The 16,343-nt window shown below is 59.9% G+C and carries 14 protein-coding genes and 1 tRNA gene; 8 read left to right on the top strand and 7 right to left on the bottom strand.

The genetic code is table 11. The features are described from left to right. Positions 1-147 precede the first annotated feature (147 nt). On the top strand, positions 148-546 hold the full coding sequence (locus PspR84_RS24310) for a helix-turn-helix transcriptional regulator (RefSeq protein WP_238785170.1): 399 nt from the start codon (positions 148-150) through the stop codon (positions 544-546). Positions 547-614: 68 nt separating this feature from the next. Here the strand turns inward: PspR84_RS24310 and PspR84_RS24305 are convergent. Both PspR84_RS24305 and PspR84_RS24300 read right to left on the bottom strand, forming a co-directional pair. Beyond that, a tRNA-Met gene (locus tag PspR84_RS24305) sits at positions 615-691 on the bottom strand. A 115-nt stretch (positions 692-806) separates the two neighbouring features. After that, a complete protein-coding gene (locus tag PspR84_RS24300) occupies positions 807-2,864 on the bottom strand; it encodes a methyl-accepting chemotaxis protein (RefSeq protein WP_160059413.1) in 2,058 nt (685 codons plus the stop codon). A gap of 421 nt (positions 2,865-3,285) precedes the next feature. Between PspR84_RS24300 and PspR84_RS24295 the strand changes: the two genes are divergently transcribed. Further along, positions 3,286-4,503, top strand: a complete 1,218-nt coding sequence (locus tag PspR84_RS24295) for an MFS transporter (protein ID WP_160059412.1) — start codon at positions 3,286-3,288, stop codon at positions 4,501-4,503. A gap of 46 nt (positions 4,504-4,549) precedes the next feature. Here the strand turns inward: PspR84_RS24295 and PspR84_RS24290 are convergent, their stop codons facing one another. The 5 genes from PspR84_RS24290 to PspR84_RS24270 all read right to left on the bottom strand — a co-directional run bounded on the left by PspR84_RS24290 (position 4,550) and on the right by PspR84_RS24270 (position 10,230). Then, positions 4,550-5,953, bottom strand: a complete 1,404-nt coding sequence (locus PspR84_RS24290; RefSeq protein WP_160059411.1) for an SUMF1/EgtB/PvdO family nonheme iron enzyme — start codon at positions 5,951-5,953, stop codon at positions 4,550-4,552. 14 nt (positions 5,954-5,967) lie between these two features. Next, positions 5,968-6,957: a LysR family transcriptional regulator gene (locus PspR84_RS24285; protein ID WP_160059410.1), complete on the bottom strand. Its 990-nt coding sequence runs from the start codon at positions 6,955-6,957 to the stop codon at positions 5,968-5,970. Positions 6,958-7,128: 171 nt separating this feature from the next. Then, positions 7,129-7,776, bottom strand: coding sequence for a 3-isopropylmalate dehydratase small subunit (gene leuD, locus PspR84_RS24280; RefSeq protein ID WP_160059409.1), 648 nt, complete (start codon positions 7,774-7,776; stop codon positions 7,129-7,131). 13 nt (positions 7,777-7,789) lie between these two features. Then, positions 7,790-9,223 carry a 3-isopropylmalate dehydratase large subunit gene (gene leuC / locus PspR84_RS24275; protein ID WP_160059408.1) on the bottom strand — a complete coding sequence of 478 codons (1,434 nt, stop codon included), beginning with the start codon at positions 9,221-9,223 and terminating at the stop codon, positions 7,790-7,792. A gap of 104 nt (positions 9,224-9,327) precedes the next feature. After that, positions 9,328-10,230: a LysR family transcriptional regulator gene (locus tag PspR84_RS24270; RefSeq protein WP_160059407.1), complete on the bottom strand. Its 903-nt coding sequence runs from the start codon at positions 10,228-10,230 to the stop codon at positions 9,328-9,330. Positions 10,231-10,655: 425 nt separating this feature from the next. Between PspR84_RS24270 and PspR84_RS24265 the strand changes: the two genes are divergently transcribed. The 6 genes from PspR84_RS24265 (at position 10,656) to PspR84_RS24240 (ending at position 16,332) form a co-directional block, all read left to right on the top strand. Next, entirely contained in the window at positions 10,656-11,720 is a 1,065-nt protein-coding gene (locus PspR84_RS24265; protein WP_160059406.1) for an iron-containing redox enzyme family protein, read from the top strand. Between the two features lie 20 nt (positions 11,721-11,740). Then, on the top strand, positions 11,741-13,015 hold the full coding sequence (locus PspR84_RS24260) for an aminotransferase class I/II-fold pyridoxal phosphate-dependent enzyme (protein ID WP_160059405.1): 1,275 nt from the start codon (positions 11,741-11,743) through the stop codon (positions 13,013-13,015). Further along, positions 13,003-13,221: a 4-oxalocrotonate tautomerase family protein gene (locus PspR84_RS24255; RefSeq protein WP_160059404.1), complete on the top strand. Its 219-nt coding sequence runs from the start codon at positions 13,003-13,005 to the stop codon at positions 13,219-13,221. Before PspR84_RS24260 ends, PspR84_RS24255 begins: the two co-directional genes overlap by 13 nt. A gap of 55 nt (positions 13,222-13,276) precedes the next feature. Continuing rightward, entirely contained in the window at positions 13,277-13,921 is a 645-nt protein-coding gene (locus PspR84_RS24250; RefSeq protein WP_160059403.1) for a glutathione S-transferase family protein, read from the top strand. Between the two features lie 77 nt (positions 13,922-13,998). Further along, complete coding sequence (locus PspR84_RS24245; protein WP_160059402.1) at positions 13,999-15,033, top strand: cyclase family protein; 1,035 nt, start codon at positions 13,999-14,001, stop codon at positions 15,031-15,033. 72 nt (positions 15,034-15,105) lie between these two features. After that, the gene (locus tag PspR84_RS24240; protein WP_160059401.1) at positions 15,106-16,332 is read left to right on the top strand and encodes an MFS transporter; all 1,227 of its coding nucleotides are present in this window, start codon (positions 15,106-15,108) and stop codon (positions 16,330-16,332) included. Positions 16,333-16,343: the final 11 nt, after the last annotated feature.

Raw genomic sequence — 16,343 nt, 5'->3', positions numbered from 1 at the left:
TGCTCCACATTTCTCCTACAGATTTTTCAGGTCGACAACTTACGCGCCCTTACCTGAGGATGGTTTCTATCGTTTTTTCCAGGATGGATTTCAGATGAAAGGGATAAGTCCGTTGCCATTCAACTCTATTTTCAGTCGGCCATTGTCATGAGTGTTTCCAATGAGGATCGCGATTTTCTGGTGGCGATGGGCAGTCGCATTGTTCACTTACGCACAGTTCACGAGATCACACAGACTCGGTTTGCACGGGCTTTAGGTCTTTCCCGGCAGACCTTTCAGGGTTACGAGGAGGGCACGCGCAGCATGCCGGTCACGACGCTGGTGAAGATGGCATTTGCGCTGCGCGTGCCTGTTGAAGACCTGCTCGGGGTTCCCTCGTACACCGAGACGCCCAGGCGCAGCTTGACCTCGACGTGGTATCGACGGTTGCAGTCCATCAATGAGCTTTCGAAGGTCCAACAGAAGGTCATTGCGCAGATGCTTGATGCACTGATCGCACAGGCAGCAACCAAAGCGAGCGACGAAGAGAAGGATGTTTTGAAGTAACCGATTACCGAGACTTTTCTCGAGGCATAAAAAAACGGCCTACCTTTCGGTAAGCCGTTTTTAGTACTTGGTGGCTACACAGGGACTTGAACCCCGGACCCCAGCATTATGAATGCTATGCTCTAACCAACTGAGCTATGTAGCCAAGTGGCGCGCATTATTCCCCTGAAATGGAAAAGCGTCAAGCGTAAATTTAAAATATTTCTTCTTATTTTCAACCGCTTATCCTCCAGCCCGGAAAATCCGGGCCGGGCAGGGCTTCAACGCAGCTGAAATCTTGCAGTATTGGCGCTCAAGGCATGGCTGCCCTGACTCAGGGTGTCCGCCGCGAGGTTCACCGCCCGCGCGCCTTCGAGCAAACGCACGGCCGCCTGATCTACCTGCTGGATATTGCCGCTGACTTCGTCGGCGGTACTCGCTTGCTCCTCAACCGCTGTGGCGATCTGCGCCAACGTGTCGGTGACGCTCTGCACGGCGCTGGCGATTTCTCCTAAACGCTCACCGAGACCAGTGACCGAATCGGCATCGGTTTGCGCCTGACCACACGCCGCTTCCATCAAACTCACGGCTTCGTTGACCGTCGCGCGCAGGCTGTCGACGGTGCCGGCGATCTGCGCGGTGGACGACTGCGTGCGTTGCGACAGACTGCGCACTTCGTCGGCGACCACGGCAAAGCCGCGACCTTGTTCACCAGCACGCGCAGCTTCGATGGCCGCGTTGAGCGCGAGCAGATTGGTCTGTTCGGCGACGCCGCGAATGGTGTCGACGACCAATTGAATCTGCTGGCCTTGCTCGCTGACCCGGCCCAGCGCTGCAGCGGTGTCGTTCAAGCGTTGATTGAGCTGCTGAATACTCGCCGTGGTGCGCTGGCTGTCACGGCTGCTGTCGGCCGCGATGCGCCGGGTGTGCTGTGCGCTGCCGGAGGCCTGTTCGCAACTTTGCGCCACGCCTTGCGAGGTCGCGGCCAGTTGCGTGGCAGCTGCGGCGATCTGGCTGATCTGCAACTGCTGTGCTTCGACTTCACTGAGAGCGCCGCTGGAGTGTTCGTTGAGGCTGCGCACCGCGTTGCTCAGTTGCGAGGTCTCGTGATCGACACCGAGCATGCTGCTGCGCAGTTGCACTACGGCAACGTTGAGCGCGGTGCTGATCGCGGCCAGCTCATCGCGCCCCTCCACCGGCACTTGCAGACTGAGGTTGCCGTCACGCAGGGCTTCGGCGAGCAGGGTGATGCCGCTGGCGCTGCGACGGATAGAGGCTTGCAGGCAGACAAACAGGTACAGCGCCGCGAGCAGCAGGCAGCCGAAGATCGCCGCGACGATGATGAACTGACGGATCGCCGAGCCGTGATAGGCGTCGAGTCGCTGATCCAGCGATACCAATGACTGTTGGCGCAGGGCGGCGAGATCGGTCAGCAAAGCGTCGAGGCTGCGTTCGAAATCTTCCGGTTTGAGGTTGATGCTGCCGCCGAACACGCCGTCATCCAGCACCTTCAGGCCGCTGTCGAGGTGTTTGAGGCTGTCGTGATATTGGCTGGCCCAGCTCTGCTGATCCTTCGGCAGGCGTGCTTCGAGCAGCGTGGCGGTTTTCACCAGTTGCTCGCGGGCATCGCCGATGCGGCTGCGCAGGTCGCGCAATTGCAGACGGCTTTGCAGGGTGAATTGGCCGGAGACCACCGAGGCCTGCCCGACCGCAGCGAGGCGTCCAACCCGTTCGATCAGGTCCGGCGCGTGTTGGGTCGAGATCTGCGTGAGCAGATAGGTTTCCAGCCAGGGTGCGAGGGTCAGGCGGTTGTCCATGACGATCTGTTCGCGCAACGCTTGCAGGGCGCTTAGAGCGTTGGTGAAGCGGTCGTAACCGTCCGGCCACCAGCCGACGCCGCTGAGGCTTTTCGAATCCAGACCATTGAGTGCGGTTTGCAGTGCTTGATAGCGGCTGAGGGTTTCGCCTTCGGCGCCTTCGTTTTTCAGCGCGTTGCCCAAGTCCGTGGTGGCTTGCAGAACCGCCGGTTGCACCGCGTCAAACGCGCCCATGGCGGCGAGGGTGGCCGGCGTCGGTTGGCGATTGGTTTCGGTGGCGCGCCAACGGGCGGCGCGGTCGCGTTGGGCGGCGAGCAGGTTGTCCAGCGCATCCAGCGCGAGCAACTGGCGTACGCCGGCGCGTTCGCCGGAAATCAGATTGAGCTTGTCGCGATAGTCCTGGCCGATCATCAACAGGCTGCCGGCCAACGGCAGAATGAACAGCAGAAACAACAACTGGAATTTACCTGCGAAGCCAAACCGCCCCAGCAATTTGATCCCCGGTGAAAGGAAAGCCTGCATGCCCCATGACTCCTCTGGACACCACGCACCATCGGCGTGCATCGCGCTCGTTTCGATCGCGACCTGTGCCCTGCTAAAAGGCCTCGAAAGTTCACTCTCGCCCGCTCTGTAGGCCGGCTCTGTAGCGAAACTTCCCATTGTCGGTGCCCTTTGTAAGGGCGCCGCGTTCAAGGCAAGTAGCAAGGCAAGATTCAGACCATGGCGTTGCGCTATCACCTATCCCTTGTAGGAGCTGCCGAAGGCTGCGATCTTTTGATCTGTGTTTTTAACGGCAAGATCAAAAGATCGCAGCCTGCGGCAGTTCCTACATGATTCGGTCAGGTCAGTTAGTTAGCTGGCTAAGGGGATGGCGCTGGCGCACCGAAAAATGGCACATTGACGCACCTGCCTGTGTGCACCCATCTGCTGTCCGGAAACTTTCATGGCTATCAGCAACGTTCAGACCGCCGCTGCCTCGGCGCCCGCTGTTCCGCAAAGCAGTCCTTTGGTGATGCGTATCATCGGCGCGGTGGCGCTGGCGCATTTGATCAACGACCTGATTCAGTCAGTGTTGCCCTCGATCTACCCGATGCTCAAGGCCAATTACGGCCTGACCTTTACTCAGGTCGGCCTGATCACTTTGACCTTTCAACTGACCGCCTCGCTGTTGCAACCTTGGGTCGGTTATCACACCGATCGGCATCCGAAGCCGTGGCTGTTGCCGGCGGGTTCGATCTGCACGCTGATCGGCATCGTGATGATGTCGATGGTTGGCAGTTTTCCGTTGATTTTGCTGGCGGCGGCGCTGATTGGTATCGGCTCTTCGACGTTTCACCCTGAGGCCTCGCGGATTGCGCGACTGGCCTCCGGTGGACGCTTTGGCCTGGCGCAATCGACCTTCCAGGTTGGCGGTAACGCCGGTTCCGCGTTCGGTCCGTTGCTGGCGGCGGCGATCATCATTCCGTTCGGTCAGGCCAATGTGGCGTGGTTCGGTCTGTTCGCGGTGTTTGCACTGTTCGTGCTGTACCGCATCAGTCGCTGGTACGCCCATCACCTCAATCTGTTCAAGCTCAAGGCTGGCCAAGCGGCGACTCACGGGCTGTCGAAGGGCCGGGTGATCAGTGCTTTGGTGGTGCTGGGGCTGTTGGTGTTCTCCAAGTATTTCTACATGGCCAGCCTCACGAGCTATTTCACGTTCTACCTGATCGAGAAGTTCGACCTGTCGGTGGCCAGTTCGCAGTTGCACCTGTTCCTGTTTCTCGGTGCGGTAGCAGCGGGGACGTTCTTCGGCGGGCCGATCGGCGACAAGATCGGGCGTAAGGCGGTGATCTGGTTCTCGATCCTCGGCGTGGCACCGTTCACGCTGCTCATGCCTCACGTTGATCTGTTCTGGACCAGTGTTCTTAGCGTGGTGATCGGCTTCATTCTGGCTTCGGCGTTCTCGGCGATTGTGGTGTACGCGCAAGAACTGGTGCCGGGCAATGTCGGGATGATTGCCGGGGTGTTTTTTGGTCTGATGTTTGGTTTTGGCGGAATTGGCGCGGCGTTGCTCGGGCATCTGGCGGATATTCACGGGATTGAGTACGTGTATTTCCTGTGCTCGTTCCTGCCGTTGTTTGGCGTGTTGGCGATCTTCCTGCCGCGCACCCAAAAAGCCTGAAGCACCGACAGGAGCGGGCAATCCGCTTCTGTCGACTGCCGTCACTCTAAAGTTCGCGCACCACTCTGAAGCCAATGTTGCTGGTGCGGCCCTCGACCTTGTAACCCGCTCGGCTGGCCGAGCGGATGAAGGCGGGAATATTGCCCCACGCGCCACCGCGAATGACCCGTTGACCGCACTGCGCGTCCTGCCAGGCACTGCCATCCTCGGGCGCACCGGTGTAGTCGTGGTGCCAGCAGTCAGCGGTCCATTGCCAGACGTTGCCGAGCATGTCGTACAGGCCAAAGCCGTTGGCGGCGAAGCTGGCCGTGGGGGCGGTGTTCAGCCAGGCGTCCTGGCCCGATACAAATCCCCCGCAGCGGATCTGTGCCGGACAATCGTCGGGACCGTAATTGGCGTGATCACGTCTGGCCGCTTCCCCCCACCAGCGCGCCGTGCTCGTCCCTGCACGGGCGGCGTATTCCCATTGTGCTTCGCTGGGCAGGCTATAGCGATGGCCAGTCTTGGCGCTAAGCCATTGCAGGTAGGCGCGGGCATCCCCCGGGCTGACGTTGATGACCGGCCGATTGCCGCGGCCCCAGCCTTCATCACTGGGCGTGTAGCCTGCGCAGCCACCGTCATCCACGCAGGCCTGCCATTGATCGAAGGTGACGCTGGTGACCCCCATGGCGAACGCCTTGGGGATGTTCACCGGATGTTGCTGTTCATTGCCGAAACGCTGTTCCTCGGAGGCGGGTGAACCCATGGTGAAGTCTCCGGCCGGGATCGGCACCAGAGGCGGACAAGCCCTGTCGCAATCGCTGAACGGCTCGCCGATCACCCGATCGTTCTCGCGTAGTCGGGTTTGCAGGGCTTCGGTTCTGAGGCGATTGGCTTCGGTGAGCGGGGGGCGTGTCGCCAGATAGTAGGACAGCTCGGTAATGTCCTTATCCGACAATGATTTCGCCGCCACCGCCATGACCGAAGAAGGCCGTGAGCCGTCGCGAAAGGCTTGTAACTGGCCATCGAGATAATCGGCGAATTGCCCGGTCAGTTTCGGGTAAGCACTGTTTTGCGAGTTACCCTGCGGGCCATGGCAAGCGACACAGGCTGGAATGGTACGGGCCGGATCGCCTCGGGCGTACAAGGCCGCGCCGGCCTGCAGATCCGTGGACGGGGCGATGGTGGCCGTGTGCGCCGAGCAGGCCTGGGGCTGGGCATGCGGCACACCGCCCAGTTGCGTGCAAGTGCCTTTGGGCACCATGGTCCATTCGCCAGGGTCATTGTCGACACTGCTCATGCCTGAGCAGGAGTGGAAGCAACTGGTATCGGCACAATCGTTATGGCCGGCTTTGGCCACGCCGTAACAGACTTCGGTGGCGGCAGAATCGGCGGCGTCCGCCCTTTCGCTCACGCCTGCGGCATTGAGGGAGGCCAGGGCAGTGGCAACCAAAAGATCTTTCAGGTTCATCAAATCACCCGGGCTCAGGAAACACGCAGCAGTGAAGGACGGTCTTGCGGCTTGCGCTCGCCGGCGTGGGCCATCCACAGGGTGCCCGTTTGCGCTTTGCTGGCATGGGTCAGGTGGCCGAACAACTTGCTGGCCGCCGGTGACAGCAGCCGTGGATTGCGCACCACCACCATCAGATTGCGGGTGGCCCAGGGTTCGTGCAGATCCAGCGACACCAGATTCTTCGGTGGCCCAAGGCTGGTGAACACCTGATACGGAATCAGGCCGACGCCCACACCGGCCTGCACCATGCGGCAGAGCACTTCAAAGCTTGGCACTTGGGTCTGAATGTTCAGCGGTTTGCCAGCGGCGAGGGAGGCCTGCAGAGTGTGTTGGCTGATCCAGTCATTGCCATGCAGGCCAATGTGGTGATTGTCCAGGGACTCTTCGAAGCTGATGCGTCCGCGTGTGGCGAGCGGGTGCTTGTCATGCACGACCATGACCAGCCGATCCTGTCGGTAGGGCTCGCTGTACAACCCGTGAGCGCTGCCGTTGTCGGCGAAAACACCAATGTCGGCGCTGCCACTCTCCACGGACTGCAAGACATTCAGGCTCGATTCTTCGGTAAGGTCGACGCAGATATTCTTGTGCGTCTTGAGAAACTGGCTGACGTCGTCCGGCACGAATTGCGCGATGGAGGAGGGGTTGGCCGCCACCCGCACACAGTCCTGCGCCTGGCGGGCGTGCTCGAGCAGTTGCAGGTGAATGCGTTGCACTCCTTGCAACATTTGCCGCGCGTGGTCGAGCAGGGTCTCGCCGGCGGCGGTGAGCGTCATGCCTTTGGATTCACGGATAAACAGGGGCAGGCCAATGGCTTGCTCAAGGCCGAGCAGTCTTTTGCTGGCTGCGGAGATAGCGATGGATTCTCGACGGGCGCCGCGGGTCAGATTGCCTTCCTCACTGATCGACAGCAGCAGCTTCAGCGTGGTCAGGTCCAAATGATGCAACAAACTGATCGGATACATGTACTCACTCCGTTAAACCTCGGCGGCCCTGGACAGGGCAACCGGCATCCATTCCAGCCCCGCAGGCAATCGGCGATATCACGCGCCGGTGCTATGGGGCATCGATTCCGCAGGGATTGTGTCGAAGGTACGGTGACAGTCCCGTGCGGCAACGCGGTCAGCGGATGGCGCTTACAAAGTGTTCAGCAGCCAGGGAAAACGCTTTAGATGAGTCTGCTCGAACGCCTGAATACGTGCTTCACGTTGCAGGGTCAGGGCGATGTCGTCCTGGCCATTGAGCAGGCAGGCCTTGCGGAAGGGATCGATGTCGAAAGGGATATCCAGCGAGTGCTGGTCGTCGCGGATCCGTTGCGCTTCAAGATCAACGGTCAACTGCAGCGGTGTGGCGCCGGTGGCAGCGTCGAACAGGCGGTCTACTTGCGCTTCGCTGAGGACGATCGGGAGCATGCCGTTCTTGAAGCTGTTGTGAAAGAAGATGTCGGCAAAGCTGGGCGCGATCATGATCCGAAATCCGTATTGCTCCAACGCCCACGGGGCATGCTCGCGTGACGATCCGCAGCCGAAGTTGGCGCGAGTCAGCAGAATCGAACCGCCTGCGTACTTCGGCTGATTGAGCACGAAATCCGGGTTCAATGGCCGCTGTGCACAGTCCTGGCCCGGCTCGCCGAGGTCCAGGTAACGCCATTCGTCAAACAGGTTCTGACCGAACCCGGTGCGCCGGATGGACTTGAGAAATTGCTTGGGAATGATTGCGTCGGTGTCGACGTTCACTCGATCGAGGGGAACGACCAAGCCTCGATGTTGGGTTAATGGCTTCACGGTAACGTCCTTATTATGGTGATGGGTTCTGCAGGGTGCGGATGTCGATAAAGCGTCCAGCGATCGCGGCGGCTGCGGCCATCGCCGGGCTGACCAGATGCGTGCGCCCACCGGCACCCTGGCGTCCTTCGAAGTTGCGATTGGAAGTAGAAGCGCAGCGCTCGCCGACACTCAGGCGATCGTCGTTCATGGCCATGCACATCGAGCAGCCGGGCTCGCGCCACTGGAAGCCGGCATTGATGAACACCTGATCCAGACCTTCGAGTTCGGCCTGGCTTTTCACCAGACCAGAGCCCGGCACCACCATGGCCAGTTTGATGTTGTGCGCCAGCGAATGACCCCGTACGACGTCGGCGGCGGCGCGCAGATCCTCGATGCGGGAGTTGGTGCAGGAGCCGATGAAGACCTTGTCGATGACGATATCGTTGATCGCCGTTCCGGCTTGCAGGCCCATGTAGGCCAAGGCTTTGCGCATGCCGTCACGTTTGACCGGATCGGCCTCCTGGGCGGGGTCGGGAATCGAGCCGCCAATGGGCGCGACCATTTCCGGCGACGTGCCCCAGGTCACTTGCGGCTCGATGGTGCTGGCGTCCAGATTGACCACGACGTCGAAGTGCGCCTCGGCATCGGAGTGCAGCGTGTGCCAGTACTCGACAGCCTGATCCCACTGCTCACCCACCGGAGCCAAGGGACGTCCCTTGACGTAGTTGAGCGTCGTATCGTCGAAGGCGATCAGCCCTGCACGTGCCCCGGCTTCGATGGACATGTTGCAGATGGTCATGCGGCCTTCCATCGACAGCGCGGCAATGGTCGAGCCGGCGTATTCGATGGCGCATCCGGTGCCACCGGCGGTACCGATCTTGCCGATGATCGCCAGGACAATGTCCTTGGCCGTCACGCCGGGCGGAAGTTCACCATCGACCTGGACTTTCATCGACTTCATCTTTTTCGTCAGCAAAGTCTGGGTGACCAGCACATGTTCGACTTCGGATGTGCCGATGCCGTGCGCCAGGCAGGCGAAGGCGCCGTGGGTCGAGGTGTGCGAGTCGCCGCAGACCACCGTCATGCCTGGCAGCGTCGCGCCTTGCTCCGGGCCGATGACGTGCTCGATGCCTTGGCGCGGATCGTTCATGCCGAAGTACGTGAAGCCGTAGGTCTGGGCGTTGGCGTCAAGGGTTTGCACCTGCATGCGCGAGAACGGGTCGCGAATCTTGCCGCCGGCACGATCACTGGTGGGCACGTTGTGGTCGGCCACGGCGAGATTGGAGGCCACTCGCCAAGGCTTGCGCTGGTTGAGCTTCAGGCCCTCGAAGGCTTGCGGACTGGAGACTTCGTTGATCAGGTGACGGTCGATGTAGAGCAGCGTCGTACCGTCGGCATCGGTGTCAACGGCATGGGCGTCCCAGATCTTTTCGTACAGAGTCCTGGGGCGGGCAGTGATGGTCATGGCAACGGTCCCGGTGGAAGTGTTTCCAAATATTACTTCGTCGATCCACTTCCAGACGTGACATGTCGAGATGGCTACCGTGCCGATTGGCGAGCGTCAGCACCTCAGTGCTTGTTGGTCAGATAGTTGACCAGCGCCGCCGCCGTGGCGGTCAGGCGATCGCGGTGGCGGAATACCACCACCAGTTTGCGCGTCGACCACGGCTCCACGATCGGGATGACCCGCAGGTCGAGGGCATTCACATTCAGCTCCGCGACCAATTGCGGGACCACCGCCACACCCAGTTTGACGTGGACCATGCGGCACAGCACGTCGAGGCTGCGGACGCGGATCTTGACGTCGAGTTCTCCGCCAATGTCCCGCGCGCGCTGGGCGAGCAAGGTCATCAGCGAGGTTTCTTCACCCAGCCCGACGAAACTTTCATTGACGATGTCGGCAAACGTCACCGCGTTGGCTTCGGCCAGCGGATGGCCGAGCGGCACCACCAACACCAGACGATCGGTGCGATAGGGCAAGTGTTCCAGTTCGCCGGTGCCGTAGTTGGCATTGCAGATACCGACTTCGGCGCTGCCTTCGCTGACGCTGCGAATCACGTGCGCGCTGTTGTGTTCGTCGACGAGGATTTCGACGTCCGGAAACAGCCGTTTGAAGGCGGCCAGGTCTTCAGGCAGAAACTGCACGATGGCTGACAGGTTGGCGGCAATCTGCACGCTGCCCTTGGCACCGGAGGTGAATTGCGAGAGTTCGGCGTTGAGACTTTCCAGGCTGGCGATCATGGCCTTGGCGTGGCGAATGATCATCTCGCCCACCGGCGTAACGGAAATACCCCGCGATTCGCGATGGATGATCGGCAGCCCGACGATCGCTTCGATTTCCGTGATACGACGGCTGACGGCGGAAGGGGTGATGCACTCGCGCTCGGCGGCCCGGGCGATGTTCTTCTCTTGGCACACTGTCACGAACAGACGCAAGGAAGTGAAGTCCAGCTTTCTGACTAAGTGATTCATGACAATCCCTTGGGTACGACAGACTTTTAACTATCTCCATACCGCGACAATAAGAATCGTTATTGTTTATGCCGCCCGAAAAAGCAACTGCCGGGCGCTCGCGGCTTTCTTCTTTGGTATTACGAATACACGGTTTTGCACGGTATTAGAAGTGCGCCGTGACGACCCGTTCATCCATGAGCGGGAAAAAAAGCCGCTGCCCGCGACATGAACAGAACGACATTTTGCGCCTTCGTTCTCGATAAGTTGAAAGCGTTCGAAAATTCGAGAATTGATTTTAGAACAACCTGAATGGACTATAGAACGCAACTGAATAGCAACCTACTGAATGGCTCTAAGTGCAACTGATACGGTGTGCTTAGTGTGAGTTGGTCTGGCTGTTATTTGCGGATGAAAGTCAGGCTTTTCGTCAAAAGGAGTATTTGATGCAAACTCAAGATTTCAATTTGATTTCATTTATCAGCGACTACTGCAGCCAAGGGGCGAGTGGCGTTCAGCCGTATGCGCTTAATAATGAATTGCGTCAGCGTGTCCTCGACGAATGCCTGCGCCTCAAGCGTCTGGCCGCCTCTGGCCAAGCGCAGGCCCGCGAAGAACTGCATCGAGTGCTGGCCGTCATTTATGACTACCGGTTTTCCGTTCCGGCCATGGAAACAGTAGAGGTCGATGTCTCTTGTGTATTTGCAGATATCACCACATTGCTTGAGCCGGCTATCCTGCAAAAAGAAATAGATGGTATTCCTGCCGATATATTCGATGTCATGCCCACCGGTGGCGCTGCATTCGTTACTTGGTTCAAACAATTGATTTCGCAACATCCGGCGGGCGCGCATCCGTTCTTTCAAAACTATCTTCGCGATCAGGCGAGTGTCGAAGGGTTCAGAACTTTCCTGGCTCAGGAAACCACACTTGATCCGCGCTTCGACGACATCCTCGCCCTGATGCAAGTGGGCACGGTCGGCGCCGAGAAAATGGAGATCGCCAAGAACTATTTCGATGAAATGGGTAACGGCGATGAGCGTGAAGTCCACACACTGTTATTCAGCAAAGCCTTGAAAGCGCTGGAGGTCGATGCACGCTACATCGAACAGTCATTGCTGCCTGAAGCGCGAGTGTGCGGCAATCTTTCGGCGTGCCTGGCGCTGAGCCCGCGGCATCACTACAAAGCCATCGGCTATTTCGGCGTGACCGAATATCTCGCGCCCCGGCGCTTCAAGAAACTGGTCGCCGGCTGGCGGCGCCTGGGCCTGCCGGAATTCGGTCTGGCCTATCACGACCTGCATATCCGCATTGACGCCATCCATGGCAAAGGTTGGTTCGACAACGTCATCGAACCCGCGGTCGAGCACGATCCTCGCGTGATCAAGGAAATCGTGTATGGCGCCCTTATCCGCCTCAATTCCTCCAACACGTTCCTCGATGCATTGCTCGGGCATCTGCAGCGCCAGGATCGAATCCTTCAACCGCAGAACGTGCGTTCGATTGCCTGAACCGGCCGAGGATGGCGTCCATGGTTACCCTGAATAACTACAAGCGCTCAGACGACGCGGCGGCCTCGGCGTTCGAACACGTGGCGGCATTCGATCTGGATCACATTGCCGGTTCGCAATTGGTCGGCGTTGCACGTGAAGCGTTTCGCTTGGGCGATGTGGATTTTCTCTGCTTCGGCGAAAGCGATCACCCGAGTCCTGTCAGCGCCCAAGTGGCGCTCAAGCAGGCGATTGACGCCGGGTTGACGCGTTACCCGGACATTCGCGGGATGCCGGTTTTGCGTCAGGGCCTGGCGGATTATCTGAGTGATCTCTACCAGACCGATGTCGATGAAAGCCGGATTGCCGTGACCGCGTCGGGCATGGCTGCCATCAACGTTGCCTTTGCCGCGTTGCTGCGCGAGGGCGACAGCGCGGTGTTGATCTCTCCTGCCTGGCCCAACCCGGGCAATCTTGCCGCGCTGAAAGGTGTCAACGTCCGGGAGGTGGCGCTGGACGCGGGAGAACACGGTTTCACGCTCGACCTGCACGCGCTGGAAGTTGCGTTGCCCGGCGCGCGGGTGCTGTTTCTCAACTCACCGAACAACCCCACCGGCTGGACGGCCAGTCGCGAGCAGATGCAAGCGATCCTGACGCTGTGTCGGCGTTACGGGGTGTGGATCATCAGTGACGAAGTGTATTCACGTCTGACTTACGACGGCAGTCGCTCAGCCCCTTCGATGCTCGAATTCGCCACTGACCAGGATCGCCTCGTGGTGTGCAACAGCTTCAGTAAGGCCTGGGCCATGACCGGTTATCGCGTCGGCTGGCTGGTGGTGCCCACCGGGCAGCGGGAAAAGCTCGGTGAACTGATCGAGCTGACCCATTCCGGTGTCGCGCCGTTCGTACAGATGGCGGCACTGGCGGCTTTGCAGGACAGCGTTTTTGTCGACAGCTTTCGCGACTACTGCCGCACCGGTCGGGAGATCGTCTGCAGCGCTTTGGCCGATGTACCGGGCGTGACGTGTCATGTCCCCGACGCGGCGTTGTACGCGTTCATTCGGCTGGAAGGTGTGACCGACAGCCTTGCGCTGGCCATGGCGCTGGTGCAACGACATGGCGTCGCCATTGCGCCTGGCAGTGCCTTCGGTTCGGCTGGCGAAGGCTTTATCCGTATCTGCTTCGCCCAGAAACCCGAATTGCTGCGCCGCGCAATGACGCGGCTGGCGCGAGGTCTTGAGGCGCAATTGAGCCTTTGCAGCACCACCCCGGACATCCAGCCCACTGCCATGAGGAGCGCCGCATGCCTTACGTAAATATCAAGATCACCGATGAGGGTGTGACCCGCGAGCAGAAGCGCGAATTGATCGCGCAAGTCACTGAAGTATTGGAGCGCGTACTGCAGAAGAACCCCCGCAGTACCACGGTGGTGATCGACGAAATCAATGTCGACAACTGGGGCATGGCCGGGCTGCAAGTGCCCGAGTACCGGGAAATGTTCATGAAGAAGCCGGCCGAGTAGGGCCGTTGACACCAGCAATGCCAATCAACCAATAAAATTGAACGAGGGATCAGTCATGTTGACAGTTTGGGGCAGAGAGCGCGGTTTGTGTGTCAAAAAGGTGCTGTGGTGCCTGGAAGACCTGAAGCTGGATTTCGAACGCATTGATGCCGGTCGCCAGTACGGTCGCACCAACGACGAGGAGTACCTGCGGCTCAATCGCAACGGTCTGGTGCCGACGCTGATCGATGACGAGTTTGTGCTCTGGGAGTCCAACGCGATCATGCGTTATCTGGCGCTGCGCTATGGTCCGGCCAGCCTGTATCCGTCCGAGCCGAAGCTGCATGCCGATTGCAACCGCTGGCTGGACTGGTCGGTGGGCGCACTGTGGCCAGACATCGTGCCATTGTTCACTTCATTGATCCGCACGGCGCCGGACCGTCGCGACATGACCTCCGTGCGCACCCAGTCAGCGCGCCTGGCGAAGAATTGGGCCATTGCCGATGAGTACCTGGCGGGCAAGCAGTACATCACGGGCGACTACTTCACCATCGCCGACATCGCTTTGGGCGTCCTCGCGCAAACCTACGAAACCTTCGAGCTCGACAACAAACCGGTGACGCCGCATCTGGATGCCTGGTACCAGCGCATCAGCCAGCGCCCGGGCTTCAAGCGCTTTGCCGTGCTGCCACCGGAGCCGGATCCGACCGAGCACAACTGAGTCAGCCGTGCTGAAGATGTTCATCTGAGTTGAAACGGGCAGCCTGCGGGCTGCCCACTTGTCTGAGGGAGTGACACATGCGCTACAAACAACGGCCGGCGGGTTCGAACTGGGGTGATTTCGGCCCCGACGATCAACTGGGGCGACTGAATTTGCTGACCGCTGAAAAGATCCGCCAGGGCGCTGCTGAAGTGGTCGCTGGCAAGTCGTTTTGCCTGAGCCTGCCATTGGATCTGCCCGGTGGCTCGAAATGGAATTCGCGCCGCCAGCCGCCCGTTCTGAAACCGGTGCTGCGTAACAATCGCTCGAACATCGACTATGAATTGAGCCAGGACGACCCGCACCTGACTGATGTTTTGTGCGATCACACCGTGACCTTGTGCACCCAGTATTCGACCCAGTGGGACAGCCTCGCCCAAGTCGGCAGCCTGTTCGATGCCGATGGCGACGGACGCCTGCAAAGCTGTTTCTACAACGGCTACCGCGCCGAACGCGATATTTTCGGCGAGATTGTCCGCGAGCCGGATGCTCATGGCGACTTTCCGCCGGCACCGGCAAAGTTTCTCGGTATTGAGCACATGGCGGCTACCGGCATGCAAGGGCGGGCGGTGCTGATCGATCTGCATGCGCATTTCGGCCGGGAAAAACGCCGCGTCGGTTATGACGATATCCGCCGGATCATGGATATCGACAATATTGTCGTCGAACCTGGAGATATCGTGCTGTTCCACACCGGGTTTGCGCAGATGCTCGTCGACATGCAAGGCGACCCGGACGTGCACCTGCTGGAACATTCTTGTGTTGACCTCAACGGTCGCGATGAAGCACTTTTACGCTGGATTGATGAAGCACAGATCAGTGCCATTGCTGCCGACAACCATGCGGTGGAGGCGTTTCCGTCGGAAAAACTCGACTTGCCGCATTACCCGATTTTGCCTTTACACGAACTGTGTCTGTTCAAACTGGGTATCCATCTGGGAGAGCTGTGGTATCTGACGCCGCTGGCCCAATGGCTGCGTGAACAAGGGCGTAGCCGTTGCCTGTTGACCGCTCCGCCCCTGCGCCTGACCGGTGCGGTGGCATCGCCGGTAACGCCGGTGGCGACTGTCTGAGCATCGCACCAAGGACGCGCGGGATGCTGTCAACGCCCCGCGCGTGCGGTCAATTTTCCAGGAATCCATTCCATGAACAGCCTGTATTGGCAGCGTAATCTGGCCATCTGCTTTTTTGGCTCCTTCATCAACATTGTTGCCATGACCTTGCTGCTGCCGTTTCTGCCCCTCTACATCGAGCAACTGGGCGTGGAGGGGCACGCGCAAATCGTGCAATGGTCAGGTATCGCCTACGGCGCCACTTTTCTCTCCGCAGCGCTGGTCGCACCGCTGTGGGGGCGTCTTGCCGATCGGTATGGCAGCAAGCCGAACCTGATTCGCGCCAGTCTCGGCATGGTCGTGACCATGGGCCTGATCGGTCTGGCGGAAAACGTCTGGCAGTTGGTGATCCTGCGCTTTCTGGTCGGACTGGCCGGAGGGTATACCTCTGGATCGTATGTGATCATCGCCGCGCAGACGCCCAAGGATCGCTCGGCGTGGGCCTTGGGCATGCTGGCGTCGGGGATCATGGCGGGCAGTCTGGTGGGGCCCTTGATTGGCGGGGTGCTGCCAACGGTGCTGGATATCCGCAGCATCTTCTTCATTGCCAGCGGCTGCATCTTCCTCAATTTTCTGGCGACGTGCCTGTTTGTGCGCGAAGAGCGTGTCGCGCCGCGCACGAAAGCTGCGCAGGATAAAACGGCGGCAGCGACCACACTCTCTTCCAGCCAGCGCACGCTGGTGCTGACCATGCTGGCAACGGCCTCGTTGCTGATGGTCGCCAACATGTCGATCGAACCGATCATCACCGTGTACGTGCAGCAGTTGGTGGACGCCGTTGATAGCGTCACGTTTTATTCGGGCCTGACCATGTCGGTCGCCGCGCTCGGCAGCATCATTTCCGGGCCGCGTCTGGGCAAGATCGCCGACCGCATCGGTGGCCTGAAAGTGGTCGCCGCCAGCCTTGCACTGGCCGGTCTGCTGCTAATCCCGCAGGCGTTCGTCACGAACATCTGGCAACTGATCGTCTTGCGCTTTTTCATGGGATTGGCGCTCGGTGGCCTGTTGCCCTGCGTGACGGCACTGATCCGGCACAATGTCGATGACCGTTCGGTGGGGCGGATGCTCGGCTACTCGACCTCAGCACAGTATGCCGGACAGGTGCTGGGCCCGGTGGCGGGCGGTTTTTTTGCCGGGCACATCGGCATCCGTTCGGTGTTCATGGCTACCTGCGTGCTGCTGCTGTGTTGCGCCTTGTGGATCGCTCGTTTGTGCCTGCAACATCGGCGCACGGCGCTTGCCGGGAAGCTCGCCGACTAAGCCGCGTCGGG

It is taken from the genome of Pseudomonas sp. R84, assembly GCF_009834515.1.
In the GTDB taxonomy this organism is placed as follows: Bacteria; Pseudomonadota; Gammaproteobacteria; order Pseudomonadales; family Pseudomonadaceae; genus Aquipseudomonas.
Note: the sequence above shows the minus strand (reverse complement) of the source record. Positions and strands in the feature narration are given on the sequence as shown.

What these genes read in the sequence shown, in the direction of transcription:
- PspR84_RS24295 (WP_160059412.1), top strand. Translation starts at nt 3,286, where the DNA reads ATGGCTATCAGCAACGTTCAGACCGCCGCTGCCTCGGCGCCCGCTGTT.
- PspR84_RS24255 (WP_160059404.1), top strand. Translation starts at nt 13,003, where the DNA reads ATGCCTTACGTAAATATCAAGATCACCGATGAGGGTGTGACCCGCGAG.
- PspR84_RS24265 (WP_160059406.1), top strand. Translation starts at nt 10,656, where the DNA reads ATGCAAACTCAAGATTTCAATTTGATTTCATTTATCAGCGACTACTGC.
- leuC (WP_160059408.1), bottom strand. Translation starts at nt 9,223, where the DNA reads ATGACCATCACTGCCCGCCCCAGGACTCTGTACGAAAAGATCTGGGAC.
- PspR84_RS24260 (WP_160059405.1), top strand. Translation starts at nt 11,741, where the DNA reads ATGGTTACCCTGAATAACTACAAGCGCTCAGACGACGCGGCGGCCTCG.
- PspR84_RS24300 (WP_160059413.1), bottom strand. Translation starts at nt 2,864, where the DNA reads ATGCAGGCTTTCCTTTCACCGGGGATCAAATTGCTGGGGCGGTTTGGC.
- PspR84_RS24310 (WP_238785170.1), top strand. Translation starts at nt 148, where the DNA reads ATGAGTGTTTCCAATGAGGATCGCGATTTTCTGGTGGCGATGGGCAGT.
- PspR84_RS24240 (WP_160059401.1), top strand. Translation starts at nt 15,106, where the DNA reads ATGAACAGCCTGTATTGGCAGCGTAATCTGGCCATCTGCTTTTTTGGC.
- PspR84_RS24290 (WP_160059411.1), bottom strand. Translation starts at nt 5,953, where the DNA reads ATGAACCTGAAAGATCTTTTGGTTGCCACTGCCCTGGCCTCCCTCAAT.
- PspR84_RS24270 (WP_160059407.1), bottom strand. Translation starts at nt 10,230, where the DNA reads ATGAATCACTTAGTCAGAAAGCTGGACTTCACTTCCTTGCGTCTGTTC.
- PspR84_RS24250 (WP_160059403.1), top strand. Translation starts at nt 13,277, where the DNA reads ATGTTGACAGTTTGGGGCAGAGAGCGCGGTTTGTGTGTCAAAAAGGTG.
- PspR84_RS24245 (WP_160059402.1), top strand. Translation starts at nt 13,999, where the DNA reads ATGCGCTACAAACAACGGCCGGCGGGTTCGAACTGGGGTGATTTCGGC.
- PspR84_RS24285 (WP_160059410.1), bottom strand. Translation starts at nt 6,957, where the DNA reads ATGTATCCGATCAGTTTGTTGCATCATTTGGACCTGACCACGCTGAAG.